Genomic DNA, 15088 nt, shown 5'->3' on the forward strand with positions numbered 1-15088 from the left:
GCGGCGTCAGACCTTCGACAGCGTCAGGCCTTCAACAGCGTGAGCACCTGGTCAGTCGGTGCCGTCTCCGCGATCCGTGGGAAGATCTTGCCGAAGCTGTGCGCGTGCGAGTCGGCGTCCAGGTCGGTGGTCGCGTCCTCCACCACCGTGAGGTGGTAGCTGTGCTCGAAGGCCGAACGGGCCGTGGACTCCACACCGATGGACGTCGAGATCCCGGCGAGCACGATCTGGGTGACGCCACGGCGGCGCAGCTGGAGGTCCAGTTCGGTGCCGGTGAAGGCGCCCCAGTGCCGCTTGGTGATCACGATGTCGTCGCCGAGCGGACCGAGCTCGTCCGGGAACTCGGCGAACTCCGCGGGCGGCGCGGCGGCCGGACCGGGGTGGTCCGCCCGCCCCACCGGCAGGTCGCCGCCGTCCGGGGACCAGGCGACCCGCGCCCGTACGACGGGCAGGCCATGCGCACGGAACGCCTCGGCCAGCCGGGCGCCGTTCTTGAGGACCGCGTCGGACGGGTGGACGGTCGGCAGGGCGAGGATGCCCTTCTGGAGGTCGATGAGAACGAGGGCGGAGCGCTCGTCGAGGGTGGTGGCTGGCATGGTCGTACTCCTTGTGGCGCGTGGGGAAAGGCAAGGGCGGTCCTTGGGGAAGCAAGGGGCGGCCGCTTGGGGGAAGGGAAGGCAGTCAGTCCTCGCCCAGCCGTCTGAGGAGCTCGACGGACTCGGACAGTGCGTGCTGCTCGGCCGGGGTCAGCCGCTCGGCCATGAGGCGGACCATCGCGTCCTCGCGGAGCTCTCCGCGCTGCCGTAGGCGGGTCCGGCCCTTTTCGGTGAGCGCGATGAGCACCTGCCGGCCGTCCGTGGGATGCGGTCGGCGCACCACCAGGCCCTCGGTCTGCAGGGCGTTCACCGTGGCGAGCATCGACTGCGGGCGGACCAGCTCGGCGCGGGCCAGGGCCGCGGGAGCCGCCGGGCCCTCCCGGTCGAGCCGCTTCAGCAGCGAGGACTGCGAGAGGGAGAGACCGTGGTCGGCGGCCTCGATGCGGATTCTGCGCAGCAGGCGGTCCAGCGCGGACCGCAGTTCCTGCGCGGCGCGCGCCAGTTCCTCGTGGCTCGGCGGGGCGCGGTCCTCGGGCGACGTCATATCGACAGGCTAACTGTCAAACAGGCGGACTTACAAGTTTGCCTGTCGAAATCGGCCGGTCCTGTGGCACTGCCGGGCCCGATGTCGTACCCGCCCGGTAGGTTGTGAGTCATGCGCATTGCCACCTGGAACGTGAACTCGATCACCGCCCGTCTCCCGAGGCTGCTGGCCTGGCTGGAGAGCAGCGGAACCGATGTGCTGTGCCTCCAGGAGGCGAAGGTCGCGGCCGAGCTGTTCCCGTCCGACCAACTGCGCGAGCTGGGCTACGAGGCGGCCGTGCACGCGACGGGGCGGTGGAACGGCGTCGCGGTGATCTCCCGAGTAGGACTGGAAGACGTCGTCAAGGGCCTGCCCGGCGACCCCGGCTACGAAGGTGTCGAGGAGCCCCGCGCCATCTCCGCGACCTGCGGCCCCGTCCGCGTCTGGTCGGTGTACGTGCCGAACGGACGCGAGGTGGACCACCCCCACTACGCGTACAAGCTCCAGTGGTTCGAGGCCCTCAGGGCCGCGGTCGCGGGCGACGCGAAGGGCAGCCGTCCGTTCGCGGTGATGGGGGACTACAACGTGGCGCCGACGGACGACGACGTCTGGGACATCTCCCTCTTCGACGGCGCCACACACGTCACCCCGGCCGAGCGCGCCGCTCTCACCGCCCTGCGCGAGGTGGGCCTGGCGGACGTGGTCCCGCGTCCCCTCAAGTACGACCACCCGTTCACGTACTGGGACTACCGCCAGCTCGGTTTCCCCAAGAACCGCGGCATGCGGATCGACCTCGTCTATGGGAACGAGGCGTTCTCGAAAGCGGTCAAGGACGCATACGTGGATCGCGAGGAGCGCAAGGGCAAGGCCGCGTCGGACCATGCACCGGTCGTGGTGGACCTGGACGTCTAGCCGGTAGCGGGGGACTCGGACGACCAGCCGGCAGTAGTGGACTTGGACGTCCAGCCCGTAGTGGTGGACTTGGACGTCCAACCGGTGGTGACGGACCTGGACGTCCAACCGGTCCTGGTGACCCCGGACGTCCAGGCGACCGGCGACGTCACGCCGTCGGCAGCGGTGCCCCGGCGACCACGGGGTGATCACGCTCGACCGGACCCAGATGGGACGCGCCGCCCGGCGAACCGAGCTCCGCGAAGAACTCGATGTCCGCCTTGCGGAAGTCCGCCCACTCCTCCGGGGTGTCGTCCTCGAAGAAGATGGCCTCGACGGGACACACGGGTTCGCAGGCTCCGCAGTCCACGCACTCGTCCGGGTTGATGTACATCTTGCGGGGGCCTTCATAGATGCAGTCGACAGGGCATTCGTCGACGCAGGCCTTGTCCTTGAGGTCAACGCAGGGCTGCGCGATGACGTACGTCATGGGTGTTCTCCACGGTCCAGGTGTCGTTACCGGTCAGGAGGGCTGCGAGGTCGCCCTTGCCGTTCTGCTCGATGGCGGTGTCGAGTTGGTCGGCCATCTGGGTGTCGTAGACCGGGCGGTCCACGGAGCGGAGCACGCCGATGGGGGTGTGGTGGAGGGTGTGGGGGTCGGCGAGCCTGCTGAGTGCGAAGGCGGTGGTGGGGGACGTGGCGTGGGCGTCGTGGACCAGGATGTGCGCTTCGTTGTCGGCGGTGACGGTGACGACCTTGAGGTCGCCGGTCTGTGGGTCGCGTACGACGCCGCGGGTGCCGTCGGCGCCGAAGCGGATGGGCTGTCCGTGTTCGAGGCGGATGACGGTTTCCTGGGACTGCTGTTTGTCCTTGAGGGCGTCGAAGGCGCCGTCGTTGAAGATGTTGCAGTTCTGGTAGATCTCGACGAGTGCGGTGCCGGGGTGTGCGGCGGCCTGGCGCAGTACGTCGGTGAGGTGTTTGCGGTCGGAGTCGATGGTGCGGGCGACGAAGGAGGCTTCCGCGCCGAGGGCGAGGGAGACCGGGTTGAAGGGTGCGTCGAGGGAGCCCATCGGCGTCGACTTGGTGATTTTGCCGACCTCTGATGTGGGTGAGTACTGGCCTTTGGTGAGGCCGTAGATCCGGTTGTTGAAGAGCAGGATCTTGAGGTTGACGTTGCGGCGCAGGGCGTGGATGAGGTGGTTGCCGCCGATGGAGAGGGCGTCGCCGTCGCCGGTGACGACCCAGACGCTCAGGTCCCGCCTGCTGGAGGCGAGTCCGGTGGCGATGGCGGGGGCACGGCCGTGGATGGAGTGCATGCCGTAGGTGTTCATGTAGTACGGGAAGCGGGACGAGCAGCCGATGCCGGAGACGAAGACGATGTTCTCCTTGGCGAGGCCCAGTTCCGGCATGAAGCCCTGGACCGCCGCGAGGATCGCGTAGTCACCGCAGCCGGGGCACCAGCGCACTTCCTGATCGGACTTGAAGTCCCGGGTGGTGAGGGCGACTTCGCTCCTCGGTATCAGGTTCAGTTCCTCAATGGGCATGGAGGGCCTCCGAGAGAGCCTGCGCGAGCTGTTCGGCCTTGAACGGCATGCCGTTGATCTGCGTGTGGCTGTGGGCATCGATCGCATACCTGGCCCGGATGAGCTTGGCCAGCTGACCGAGGTTCATCTCCGGAATCACGATCTGGTCGTAGCTCCTCAACACGGTGCCCAGATTCCGCGGGAAGGGGTTGAGGTGGCGCAGATGGGCCTGTGCGATGTTCTCCCCGGCCGTGCGCAGCCGGCGTACCGCCGCCGTGATGGGTCCGTAGGTGGAACCCCAGCCCAGCACGAGGGTCTTGGCCTGGTGCGGGTCGTCGACCTCGATGTCCGGGACGTCGATGCCGTCGATCTTGGCCTGACGGGTGCGGACCATGAAGTCGTGGTTGGCGGGGTCGTAGGAGATGTTGCCGGTGCCGTCCTGTTTCTCGATGCCGCCGATGCGGTGCTCCAGGCCGGGTGTGCCCGGGATGGCCCACGGACGGGCGAGGGTCTGCGGGTCACGCTTGTACGGCCAGAAGACCTCGGTGCCGTCGTCCAGGGTGTGGTTGGGGCCCTGGGCGAACTGCACGCGCAGATCAGGAAGTTCGTCGACGTCGGGGATGTGCCAGGGCTCGCTGCCGTTGGCCAGGTATCCGTCGCTCAGGAGGAACACCGGCGTGCGGTAGGTCAGCGCGATGCGGGCGGCTTCGAGGGCGGCGTCGAAGCAGTCGGCGGGGGTGCGCGGTGCGACGACCGGGACCGGCGCCTCGCCGTTGCGGCCGTACATGGCCTGCAGCAGGTCGGCCTGTTCGGTCTTGGTCGGCAGGCCGGTGGACGGGCCGCCGCGCTGGATGTCGATGACCAGCAGCGGCAGTTCGAGCGAGACGGCCAGGCCGACGGCCTCCGCCTTGAGTGTGACACCGGGGCCGGAGGTGGTGGTGACGGCCAGTGAGCCGCCGAACGCGGCGCCCAGTGCCGCGCCGACGGCGGCGATCTCGTCCTCGGCCTGGAAGGTCCGTACACCGAAGTTCTTGTGCTTGCTGAGCTCGTGCAGGATGTCGGAGGCCGGGGTGATCGGGTACGAGCCGAGATACAGCGGCAGGTCCGCCTGGGTCGAGGCCGCGATCAGGCCGTACGACAGGGCCAGGTTCCCGGAGATGTTCCGATAGGTCCCCGTTGGAAACGTATCCGCAGCGGGCGCGACCTGGTAGGAGACGGCGAAGTCCTCCGTCGTCTCGCCGAAGTTCCAGCCCGCGCGGAACGCCGCGATGTTGGCCGCGGCGATGTCGGGCTTCTTCGCGAACTTGCTCTGCAGGAACTTCTCGGTGCCCTCGGTGGGCCGGTGGTACATCCAGCTCAGCAGGCCCAGCGCGAACATGTTCTTGCAGCGGTCCGCGACCTTGCGTGTCAGCCCGAAGCCGGCGAGCGCCTCCACGGTGAGGGTGTTCAGGGGGACGGGATGGACGTGGTAGCCGTCCAGCGAACCGTCCTCCAGCGGGCTCCTCTCGTAGCCGACCTTCTGCATCGCCCGCTTGGTGAACTCATCGGTGTTGACGATGAGTTCACCGCCGCGCGGCACATCGCCGATGTTCGCCTTCAGCGCGGCCGGGTTCATGGCGACGAGGACGTCGGGCGCGTCGCCGGGCGTGAGGATGTCGTGGTCGGCGAAGTGCAGCTGGAAGCTGGACACGCCCGGCAGGGTGCCTGCAGGGGCGCGGATCTCGGCCGGGAAGTTGGGCAGCGTCGCCAGGTCGTTTCCGAAGGACGCCGTCTGTGAGGTGAACAGATCACCAGTGAGTTGCATGCCGTCGCCGGAGTCACCCGAGAAACGGATGATGACCCGGTCGAGCTGATCCGTCTGTTTCGTCACCTGCAAGTGCCTCTCCCTGGGGCGGAAATGCGCGTGCGCGGGCATGCACCCGCAGAGCCGTCGCACTGAACGAGGGTTGGGCGCCCGCTGCGAGCGTAGGGGGATCGGGGACTAATTTCAATGGGCGTTGAATTGTGCGGACGGGTCGGCGAGGACATGGATCGGCGAACCCCCGGGGTGTCGCTCACCTGTGCTGGTACGGTGCCAAAAGCCTGATGGGGTAAGGGGGTTGAGGAACAACGTAGATGTACGGAAAGCTTTGACCCAAGAAGTCACTGAGTGTAGACTTCATGGCCGAATGAATTATTGTGGGGCTCGGCGTCACGCTGTCCCGTCGTAGCGGACACCCGTGTCGAGGCCGGGCGGGAAGCACGTCCTTCGGGGGGACTCGTGATCGAGAGGAAGTGCCGCCGTGGCCGAAACTAGAGGCATACCCGGTACCCGCCAGACCATCATGCGCTCTGCTGCGGATCTCTTCGCCGAACTCGGCTACCGCAACACCTCGCTGCGCGCCGTCGCCGCGGACGCGGGCTGTGACCCCGCCCTGATCGGGCACTACTTCGCCTCCAAGGAAGCGCTCTACGACGCCGTCGTCGCGGAGACCGTCAGGCCGGCCGAGTTGTTCCGGGAGGCGATCGGGCGACGGGATCCCGGCGCGGCGGAGTGGCTGCTGCGTCACGCGGTGACCGACTGGGGCGACCCTGTGCAGCGACGGCGCATCCTGGGTGTGCTGCGCTCCGCGCTCGATCTGCCCGCGGCTCGGGAGCGATTCACTCAGTCCCTGGTCCCGGAGGGAATCGCCGGGGCGGACGAGATCAGGCTCGCACTGATCAGCAGCCTGCTCGTGGGCGTGATGACGTCACGTCATATGGGCCTGCTGTCACCAGAGTTGGCCAAGGATGGCGACTCCGCAGAACTGGTGCGTGCGCTGGCCCCGGCGGTGGCCGCGCTTCTGGTCGCCGAGCCGGCAGGGGGCGCTGGTTCCGACCGGAGTGAGTGAACGCCGCTCGTGATGACGGGCGTTTGAGGTCCTGTCGGGCTGCGTGTGCATCAACGTGCCTTGTTTCAGGCTTGCTTGGTGCTCCCGGGTGCTGCGCTTGCCCCGCCGCCCCGCCGCCCCGCCGCCCCGCCGCCCCGCCGCCCCGCCGCCCCGCCGCCCCGCCGCCCCGCCGCCCCGCCGCCCCGCCGCCCCGCCGCCCCGCCTCGTATCGCCGTCGCCAAGTCGGCTGACGGCGCCGCCGTCGCCGTACCCCATCCGTATGTCCTTCCGCATTCCCTTCGCGCTCCCGAACGGCGAACGGCTCCCGGTGTCCTCCTGTTCATCAGTCGATGACCGCACGAGCCGCACGTGGTTGCCGAGGTGTCGGACTCGGCCGCTCGCGCGTGATCCGGAACTGCTCAGGGCGCAGCTGCCTCCGACCATCCCTCAGGTGTCACTGCACGTCAACAGGTCGCGTCCGCACGGACGTTGGGGGGGATCGTCCTGTCCGGAACACGGTCATCGCGCTTGCGGTTTGGAATTCAGTACTCGTAGACTTCATTGGAGAATGAAATAACTCGCGGGGTGCTGTCAGCGGACGGCGTACCCAAGGAGGAAACATGGAATCGATCGACACGGGCGTGAAGGCGGCGGCCCCGCCAGGTACTTCGCCCGGCCCGGGGTCCGTCGCGAACCCGGCGCGCTGGGTGATCCTCGCCGTCACGCTGTCCGCCATCTTCATGCAGATGCTGGACACCACGATCACGATGGTTGCCCTGCCGTCGCTGCAGAGCGACCTCGGCTCGACCTTCGCCGAGATCCAGCTGGTCGTCGCGGTCTACTCGCTCGCGTTCGCCTGTGTGCTGGTGACGGGCGGTCGCCTCGGCGACATCTACGGCCGCCGCAAGATCTTCCTGATCGGCATGCTGGGCTTCACCCTCGCCTCGGCGCTGTGCGGCGCGGCACCCAGTTCGACCTTCCTGATCGCGTCCCGGGTGCTCCAGGGCATGTGCTCCGGCCTGATGTTCCCCCAGGTGCTGTCGATCATCCAGGTCACGTTCTCGGCGAAGGAACGGCCCAAGGCCCTTGCCATGTACGGGGCTTCGGTGGGACTCGGCACGGTGCTCGGGCCGGTGCTCGGCGGCTGGCTCATCGAACTGAACCTCATGAACACCGACTGGCGGGCGATCTTCTACGTCAACCTGCCGGTCGGTCTGATCGCCCTGCTGCTCGGCCTGGCCAAGATCCCGGAGTCCTCGGGAGACGGCGCACGACGGCTCGACGTCACCGGTGCGGTCATCCTCAGCGCCGGACTCTTCAGTCTGATCCTGCCGTTGGTCATCGGCCGTGAACACGACTGGCCGGGCTGGAGTTTGGTGCTCCTGGTGCTGAGCCCGCTCGTGCTCGCCGAGTTCTTCGTGTACGAGAACAAGCTGTCGAAGCTGGCCGACAGGTCGCCACTGGTGCCGAGCGGGCTCTTCAAGGAGCGGTCGTTCACCGTCGGGCTCGTGATCAGTGTGGTGTTCTTCGCCGGCATCCCGTCGTTCTTCATGGTCTTCTTCATGAGCCTGCAGATCGGCTTCGGCTACACCCCGATCTCTGCGGGCCTGGTCAGCCTCGGCTTCGCCGCGCTCATCGCGGTCGGTTCCGCGCGCTCGGCGGCCGTGGTCAAGCGGCTCGGCACCAAGACCCTCGCGGTCGGCACCGGGCTGCTGCTCGTCGGCATGTCCGGTGTGATCGGCACGCTGCACTGGGCCGGATCGGACCTGCACGGCTACCAGTTGGTTCCCTCACTGATGATCGCCGGGCTCGGTGGTGGTTTCTTCCTCGCTCCGTGCACCGGGATCATCCTGGCCGGCATCCGCTCCCGTGAGGCCGGTTCGGCGTCCGGCATGCTCGCCACCGTGCAGCAGGTCGGCATCGCGATCGGCATCGCGGTCGCCGGTATCCTCTTCTACGGGCTGCTCGGCTCGAACGCCGACGGCGCCAGCCGAACGGCGCTGCCGGAGCTGCGCAGCGACCTGGCGGCGGCCGGTCTTTCCCAGGCACAGCAGGCGCAGGTCACCGCCGGTTTCCAGACCTGCTTCCACGACAAGATGAACCAGAAGGACCTGACCGGGACACCGGCGAGCTGCGCGGCCATCGAGAAGCAGATGGCGAATGCGCCCGTGCCGGCACAGACCAAGGCGAAGGTGCAGGCCGCGGTGCTCGGCAAGGCCGTGCCCGAGGCGCGCAAGTCCAACTTCGGCGACAGCTTCGAGCAAGTCGTGTTCTGGCAGATCGGCTGCTTCGGCCTGTCCTGCCTGCTGGTCCTCGCCCTGCCGAAGATCCGCCCCGAGGACGTCCAGGACGTTCCCGGGGGCGCCTGACCGGGCCCGTATCTCCGTCCGCCCGTACGCGGGCGGCGGGGTCGCCCTGCACGGCGCCTGCCTCGCCCGTACGTCGGCATCCATGGACGTCTGGACGCATCGACGTACGGGCACCGCGCCCGCGCCGGCCTCGCGAGCGATGTCGACGCATCGCTCGCCCTGGCCGGGATCCGCTGACAACACCGCGTACATCGTTGAGAAACGGCACGCGTACATCGTTGAGGCACGACACACGTACATCGTTGAGGAACGGCCGAGGACCGGCGGCCGGGGGAGGTGCGCCCCGGTCCTCCCTTCCCGGCGCCGGCCGCCGCGTTGTCCCGGCGCGGCCGCGCCTCCGACTTCGCCCTGGCCTCCCCACCCCCGACACCCGTGCCCCCCGCGGTGAAAGGACGAACCGTGTTCTCGGTTCTCACGCTCGGCGTGGCCTCGGCCCTGGCGTACGCCGGTGCGGCCGTCGCACAGCGGGCGGTGGCCTCGTACGTGAGTGAGCGGGGACGCCGCGGAGTGCTGCGCGGCGCGGCCTGGTGGGTGTCGCTGCTGCTCAACTCGCTGGGCGCGGCGCTGCACACGGCGGCGCTGCGCTTCGGCTCGCTCGTCGCCGTGCAGATGCTCGGTGTGCTCACCCTGGTGGCGGCTCCGCTGTTGTCCGCGGCCGTACTGCGGCGACGTATGACCAGAGCCCAGTGCTCCGGCATCGCCTTCACCGTGGCCGGTGTGGCCGGACTGCTCTTCCTCACGCGGTCCGCGCAGTCGAGCCGGACGCTCGCGCCGTCGGAGACGGCGGGCGTCGTCGGTCTGACCGTCGCGGTGCTCGCGATCTCCACGGTGGCCGCCGCGGTGAGCCGTCGGATGATGACCACCAGCCTGTGGTATGCCGTCGCCGCCGGCGTCGCCTTTGGTGCCGCGTCGGCGCTGACGCAGACCGCGGTGCTGGAGCTGACGGACGACGGCGCGCTACGGCTGCCGGTCTCGGCCGCCGTTCTCACGATCGGCGTGATCTGCCTGGCGGTCGGAGGCTTCGTCCTGTGCCAACTGGCCTACCGGGGCGGGCTGGAGGCCCCGCTGGCCATCATGACCCTGGTCAATCCCGTGTTCGCGGCCGTCATCGGTGCCGTGGTCCTCGGGGACCGGTATGCCACCGGAATCCCCGGCGTGCTGGCGGGACTCGCCGCGGCGGCCGCGGCGGGGCGCGGCGTCTTCGTACTGGCCCACACACGTTCCGAGGCCCGCACCCGCCCGGAGGCACCTGTGCATCCCGAGGCCCGCACCCGCCCGGAGGCACCGGTGCGTCCCGAGGTCTACGCGCACCCCGAGGCCCGGACGCACTCCGCGGCGACCGTCCCGGAGCGGCGGCTATCCCTGGGACAGCCGGTCGAAGTGGACCTCGATGGCGGGCACGAACCACTCGATGAGTTCCTCGAAGTCGAGTGAGGCCAGCGGCTCCGTCCGGAGGACGTACCGCAGCATCACCAGGCCGGCGAGCTGCGCGGACACCAGTGAGGCGAAGGCGGGGGTGCGGTCGCTGTCCTCGGGCGCGATGCGCCGGACGCAGGCCGCGAAGCTGTCCTCGATCTGGTCCCGGAAGGTCTTCGAGGTCGCCTCGTCCGACAGCCCGGTCCGGTAGATGGCGATCAGCGCCGGCCGGGTCGACTCGTCCTCCCAGAAGGACAGGAACGTCCGCGCGACCCGCTCACCGCGGCGCTCCAGGACCGGCTCGGCGTCCGTGTCCGTCAGGGAGTCGAAGAGGGCCGACACATCGAGCCGGGACGAGACCGCGTCCTGGAACACGCCTTCCTTGTTGCTGAAGAAGTGGTGGATGAGGGCCGGGTCGACCTGTGCCTGCTGGGCTATGCCCCGCATGGTGGTGCCCGAGTAGCCCTTGGCCGCGAAGAGTTCGAGCGCGGCGTTGAGGATCTGCTCCTTGGTGCTGCTCTGTCCCGGGCGTCGGCCGCCGCCGCGCGAAGGCGACCGGCCGCGGCGGGCGGCAATGCCCGGCTGTGCGTCGGCCTGCGTGGCACAGGGGATCCCGTTTCCGGTGCTCACCAGTCCCCCTTCGGGTACTAATTCATGAGTGCAGGAAATCGACGATATCAGCATCCCACATGGGAAGACTCCCCGGTAGGGAGCATTCCGGCAGTCCGTTGCGGTGTCGAGTCCCCCTCGTGAACCGGTGCGGGAGCTGGCCGGATTCGATCAGCGGACCGCGCCGTCGCGGGCCCCGCGCGCGCCGACGCGACAAGGAACCGCCGTCCCCGGCCCGCGCGGGCGAGCTTCTGCGGGGCGGCGGTTCCTTTGCCCGAATTCTTTCAGTTGCCTGTGAGGTTGCCGTCTACCGTTCGACGTCGGGGAGGACGGTGACCCCACGGGTGAGCACCCGTTGAACCATGTACGGCGCCCTGCGCTTGGCCCACAGCAGTACTTTGACCCGTTTCAGCGGCGTGAAGTTGTAGTAGCGGTCGGTGGGATCGCCGAAGGCGAAGAGCGGCGGGACGAACGACGCGCTGCCCATCTGGCCGAAAATCCGCTCGGCCGCCGCGCCCGGTGCCAGCCGGTTGTCAGCCACCTGCCGTGCGGCTGCGACCATGTCGTCGAACAGGGCGACGAAGCCAGGGTAGACGGGGAACCAGAACCCCGCGCCCCGGTAGCGCTCCAACTCCCGCCACTGGTCGGGCCGTCCCGGGCGGGCCAGTGCGTCGTTGCGGGCCCGCTTGAGGGACAGGGCGGCGAACATGGAGTGCAGTAGCCAGACCCGGCAGAAGGCGTTCCAGAGCCGGAAGTCGGTGGTGGCCGTCAGCGCCGTACGCAGCAGGCGGTCCCCGTGCTCGATCAGCGACGCCTGGAACGATTCGAGGGGGCGGAAACGCTCCACCGACCAATCGCCGCTGTGCGCCGCGGAGATGAGGTGCGCGGCCGCCTCGTGGACCAGTTCGGCCGTCAGGGTGACATCCCTGGAGAGCGTGAAGTCGCAGCGTACGGCGGAGCGTTCGAGGACGACGAAGCCGTCGCCGGCGGCGGCGTTGGCGCCGTACTGCCACGGTTCCGAGTCCGTCCACGGGCGGACCGGGGTGGCTTCACCGAACTGCCATGCCAAGTCCGGGAACTGGCGTATCAGCTGCTGGAAGTCGTCCTCCGGCGAGGCAGATCGCTGCGGCCACAGCTTGGCGTCGACACTCACCGCCACGCTGGTCAGCGAGGTCTCGCCGGTGCGCTCGTCGCCGAACGGGACGAGCTGGATCCAGCCGCCCGGGAAGACGACCTGGGTCGTGCCGCCCGTCCAGGGGGTGCCGCCCCTGCCCGGGTCCACTCGCCGCTCCAGCGGCCGTACGCCCCGCAGGTGCGCGGTCAGTACCCGTGAGGAGTGCCCCAGCGGGCGCAGCGCCGGATCGGGACCGAGGCGCCGCAGCATCGGCGCGTCGGGCCCGGACATGTCGACCACGAACGCCGCCCCGACACTGCTGCCGTCGGCCAGCTCGACGGTGAAGTCGCCCGCCTCACCGCTCACTTCGGTGAACGGCGCGCGCCCCTGCGGCACCTTGGCGCCGTAGCCCGCGGCGAGCCGGTGCACCCAGGCGTCGACGTCGGGCCGGTACAGATGCGACTCGCCGTGCTCGCTGGGCACGTTGAACTGCACCACGTGGTGCGGCCGTACGGGGGCGCCCGGGCGCGCGTACACGAAGCCGATGCTCGACTTGATCCCCGAGGTCCTGCGCACCTCGGCGGGCAGCTCTCCGAAGTGTCCGAGCGCGGACAGCTCGGGCACGCCGTAACGGCGCGCGAGCAGTTCGAAGACCTCGGCGGTGTACGGGACGGTGGTCTCGCCCGACGGGGTGGTGGCGTCGTGCGGCGAGTCCACCAGGACCACGTCGATCCCGGCGCGAGCCAGGATCGCGGCGAGCATGCCGCCGCCGAGGTGGGCGCCGAGGACGGCGACGGTGTGCCGTGCCGGGTTCCCGGGACGGCCGGACGCCGGCGCGAGGCCGGCCTCCGGGGTGATGGACGCGCGGGACTCGGCCCTCGTGTCGGGAACCGGACCGGACTCGGCCACCGGTTCAGGGGCAGGAGCGGCGGAAGTTGATGCAGCCTGCGCGACGGGCGTGGCCGCGGCGTCGACGGCAGGGACAGCCGCGCGCGTCTGTTCGCCGCGCCGGATGGTCTTCGGCGTCGGCGCGGTGGGCTGGGCGGTCTTGGCCGTCGGCGCGGTGGGCTGGGCGGTCTTGGCCGTCGGTACCGCGGGCCGAGCGGTCTTCGGGGCCGGTGCGGCCGGCCCGGCGGCCTTGGGCGTTGCCCCGGCACCCGGAGTCGCAGGCTGCGCCCGCCCTGCGGCACGGCTGCTCACAGCAGGAGCAGGAGCAGGAGCAGGAGCAGAAGCAGGAGCAGGCACGGCACTCGGCTCGGCGAGCCGGCTCGGTGCGGGCGTCGGCTTGGCGGGCCTGTTCGTCCCGCGCGGGCGGTCGGCCGCCGGGGCGGTCTCCGTCGCCGGCTCGTACGGCAACGCCGACTCGGCGGCCCCCACCGTATCGGCGCCCTCCGCCCAGCTGTGGTCCGCCGGTCGGGCGGGGAGCGGGGCGGGTGGTCGTTCCGTGTGTTCGTTCCGGGGCATGGGCCCGTCCTCCCTCATGAGTGCCTGCGGAAGCGGGAGCGCAGGAAGCCGCCGAGCGCGCCGGCCACCACGGGGCCGGTGTCCGCGGCCGCCGATCCGCGCTTGGCCCAGTGCATGGTGCGGATCATGCGGGCCGGGTTGGGGTTGTAGAAGCGGTTCGCCGGGTCGTGCAGACCGAACGGCGGCGGCGCGTAGCCGTCGTCCTGCAACAGGTCGAACAGCTCGCCCGTGGCCCGGTCGGGCGTCATCAGACCGGCCTCGACGTCCCGGCAGGCGGCCCAGGCGGCATCGGTGATCTTGTTGAAGCCGACGCTCGCCGGGAAGAGGGCGCCGGGGTGCGGCTGCGCCTCCAACTCCCGCCAGATGAGGGGGTCCTTGGACCGCTGGAACCGTACGAGGGCGTCCTGGGCGTTCAGCGTGCCGAGCACCGTGCCGAGCGCCCACATGCGAAACGTGCCGTTCCACATCCCGTAGTCGCGGAACGAGGTGAAGGACGACGCCACCACCTCGTCGTGGGCGCGCACGAGGCCCTGCTGGAGCGTCTCGATGTGCCCGAACCGCTCGGCGGAGAAGTCGTCGTCCTTGGCCGCCTCGATCAGCCGCCAGGCCAGCGAGTTCACCACGTCGGTGGTGTTGGTCAGACCGCGCGAGTACAGCGCGTCCACGAAGCCCGCGGCGTGCGAGGTCAGGCAGAAGCGGTCGCCGACGACCTGGTGCGAGGAGTACTGCAGCCGCCCGGTGGACACCCAGGGGCGGGCCGCCTTCGCGTGCTTGAACTGCGGGGCCACGTCCGGGAACCGTTCGAGGAACTGCGCGAACTCCTGCTCCGGCGGCAGACCCGTCTTCGGGTGCCTGCGCGGGTCCAGGGTCAGACCGACGCTGCACAGCCGGTTGGTGGCGCTCCGGTGGTTGTCGAACGGGATGACCCACACCCAGCCGCCGTCGAAGACGTGGTGCAGGGTGCCCTGGTGCCAGGGGCTCGGGTTGTCGTGCTTGCGCCCGGCGGGGCAGTCGTCGTACGGGCGCACCCCGATCATGTGGGTGAAGAGGGTCCGCGAGTGCGTGCGCTGCTGGGGCACCTCGTCGCGCAGCGCGAACTTCTTGGCCAGCGGCGAGCTGTGACCGCCCGCGTCGACGACGTACCGGGCACGGATCGCGGGACCGTTCTCCACCGCGAGGGTGACCCCCGAGCCGTCCACCTCGACATCCGACACCCGGGTGTCCAGGCGCGGCACGGCACCGTAGCGCACCGCGACGTTGAACATGTAGGCGTCGACGTCCTGGCGGAACATGTGGGACTCGGTGGACAGCGCCACCGGAATCACGAACTGGTTGATCTCACTGGGGACCTGGGCCTCGCCCTCGCGGTGGTAGACGAAGCCGAAGTTGCGCTTCTGACCGGAGTTCGAGGACACCTTGGAGCGCATCGTGGAGAAGTGGCTCAGATGCGCGATCTCCGGCACTCCGTAACGCGCGGCGAGGATCCGCAGCATCACGGAGGTGTACGGGATGGTGGACTCGCCCACCGCGAAGCGCGGGTGGGTGCCGGCGTCGATCAGGACCGTCTTCACCCCGTTGCGGCTCAGGATGGCCGCGAGGATGGAGCCGGCGATTCCGGCGCCCAGGATGGCGACGTCATGGACGGCCTTGTCGGGCGAGCCGGACGCGGGCAGCGGTTGCATGATGCTCGTTCCTCCAGAGGTCGGGGCGGAGTTGTGGTGCCGGGGGACCGGG

12 protein-coding genes are annotated in these 15088 nt (G+C 69.6%); 4 read left to right on the plus strand and 8 right to left on the minus strand.

The window, feature by feature from the left end; translation table 11 throughout:
* Positions 1-23: 23 nt before the first annotated feature.
* The gene (locus OG390_RS41215) at positions 24-596 is read right to left on the minus strand and encodes an isochorismatase family protein (protein WP_406175103.1); all 573 of its coding nucleotides are present in this window, start codon (positions 594-596) and stop codon (positions 24-26) included.
* 85 nt (positions 597-681) lie between these two features.
* Entirely contained in the window at positions 682-1140 is a 459-nt protein-coding gene (locus OG390_RS41220; protein ID WP_406175104.1) for a MarR family winged helix-turn-helix transcriptional regulator, read from the minus strand.
* A 111-nt stretch (positions 1141-1251) separates the two neighbouring features.
* Here OG390_RS41220 and OG390_RS41225 point away from each other — a divergent pair, with 111 nt between their 5' ends.
* Positions 1252-2031 carry an exodeoxyribonuclease III gene (locus OG390_RS41225; protein ID WP_399097469.1) on the plus strand — a complete coding sequence of 260 codons (780 nt, stop codon included), beginning with the start codon at positions 1252-1254 and terminating at the stop codon, positions 2029-2031.
* Positions 2032-2179: 148 nt separating this feature from the next.
* Here OG390_RS41225 and fdxA read toward each other — a convergent pair whose 3' ends face one another.
* From fdxA to OG390_RS41240, 3 genes are read right to left on the minus strand one after another with little or no spacing between them, the layout of a single operon-like run.
* Positions 2180-2500 (minus strand): ferredoxin, encoded by a 321-nt coding sequence (gene fdxA / locus OG390_RS41230; protein WP_406175105.1) that lies wholly within the window; start codon positions 2498-2500, stop codon positions 2180-2182.
* Entirely contained in the window at positions 2469-3554 is a 1086-nt protein-coding gene (locus tag OG390_RS41235; protein ID WP_406175106.1) for a 2-oxoacid:ferredoxin oxidoreductase subunit beta, read from the minus strand. Before OG390_RS41235 ends, fdxA begins: the two co-directional genes overlap by 32 nt.
* Positions 3544-5403 carry a 2-oxoacid:acceptor oxidoreductase subunit alpha gene (locus OG390_RS41240; protein ID WP_406175107.1) on the minus strand — a complete coding sequence of 620 codons (1860 nt, stop codon included), beginning with the start codon at positions 5401-5403 and terminating at the stop codon, positions 3544-3546. The genes OG390_RS41235 and OG390_RS41240 overlap by 11 nt, the downstream gene beginning before the upstream one ends.
* Before the next feature lie 412 nt (positions 5404-5815).
* On the opposite strand from OG390_RS41240, the gene OG390_RS41245 reads away from it, so the two are divergent.
* The 3 genes from OG390_RS41245 (at position 5816) to OG390_RS41255 (ending at position 10185) form a co-directional block, all read left to right on the plus strand.
* Positions 5816-6403, plus strand: coding sequence for a TetR/AcrR family transcriptional regulator (locus tag OG390_RS41245; RefSeq protein WP_406175108.1), 588 nt, complete (start codon positions 5816-5818; stop codon positions 6401-6403).
* A 599-nt stretch (positions 6404-7002) separates the two neighbouring features.
* The gene (locus OG390_RS41250; protein WP_406175109.1) at positions 7003-8751 is read left to right on the plus strand and encodes an MFS transporter; all 1749 of its coding nucleotides are present in this window, start codon (positions 7003-7005) and stop codon (positions 8749-8751) included.
* A 399-nt stretch (positions 8752-9150) separates the two neighbouring features.
* Entirely contained in the window at positions 9151-10185 is a 1035-nt protein-coding gene (locus OG390_RS41255; RefSeq protein ID WP_406175110.1) for a DMT family transporter, read from the plus strand.
* Here the strand turns inward: OG390_RS41255 and OG390_RS41260 are convergent.
* The 3 genes from OG390_RS41260 to OG390_RS41270 form a co-directional block, all read right to left on the minus strand.
* On the minus strand, positions 10108-10797 hold the full coding sequence (locus OG390_RS41260; protein WP_406175112.1) for a TetR family transcriptional regulator: 690 nt from the start codon (positions 10795-10797) through the stop codon (positions 10108-10110). The genes OG390_RS41255 and OG390_RS41260 overlap by 78 nt on opposite strands.
* A 286-nt stretch (positions 10798-11083) precedes the next feature.
* Positions 11084-13090 carry an NAD(P)/FAD-dependent oxidoreductase gene (locus tag OG390_RS41265; RefSeq protein WP_406175114.1) on the minus strand — a complete coding sequence of 669 codons (2007 nt, stop codon included), beginning with the start codon at positions 13088-13090 and terminating at the stop codon, positions 11084-11086.
* 278 nt (positions 13091-13368) lie between these two features.
* Positions 13369-15036: an NAD(P)/FAD-dependent oxidoreductase gene (locus tag OG390_RS41270; RefSeq protein ID WP_406175116.1), complete on the minus strand. Its 1668-nt coding sequence runs from the start codon at positions 15034-15036 to the stop codon at positions 13369-13371.
* Positions 15037-15088: the final 52 nt, after the last annotated feature.

This window comes from Streptomyces sp. NBC_00996, assembly GCF_045162675.1.
GTDB lineage: Bacteria > Actinomycetota > Actinomycetes > Streptomycetales > Streptomycetaceae > Streptomyces.

Coding starts and splice junctions, on each gene's coding strand:
- OG390_RS41215 (WP_406175103.1), bottom strand. CDS start 596: ATGCCAGCCACCACCCTCGACGAGCGCTCCGCCCTCGTTCTCATCGAC.
- OG390_RS41225 (WP_399097469.1), top strand. CDS start 1,252: ATGCGCATTGCCACCTGGAACGTGAACTCGATCACCGCCCGTCTCCCG.
- OG390_RS41250 (WP_406175109.1), top strand. CDS start 7,003: ATGGAATCGATCGACACGGGCGTGAAGGCGGCGGCCCCGCCAGGTACT.
- OG390_RS41235 (WP_406175106.1), bottom strand. CDS start 3,554: ATGCCCATTGAGGAACTGAACCTGATACCGAGGAGCGAAGTCGCCCTC.
- OG390_RS41220 (WP_406175104.1), bottom strand. CDS start 1,140: ATGACGTCGCCCGAGGACCGCGCCCCGCCGAGCCACGAGGAACTGGCG.
- OG390_RS41270 (WP_406175116.1), bottom strand. CDS start 15,036: ATGCAACCGCTGCCCGCGTCCGGCTCGCCCGACAAGGCCGTCCATGAC.
- fdxA (WP_406175105.1), bottom strand. CDS start 2,500: ATGACGTACGTCATCGCGCAGCCCTGCGTTGACCTCAAGGACAAGGCC.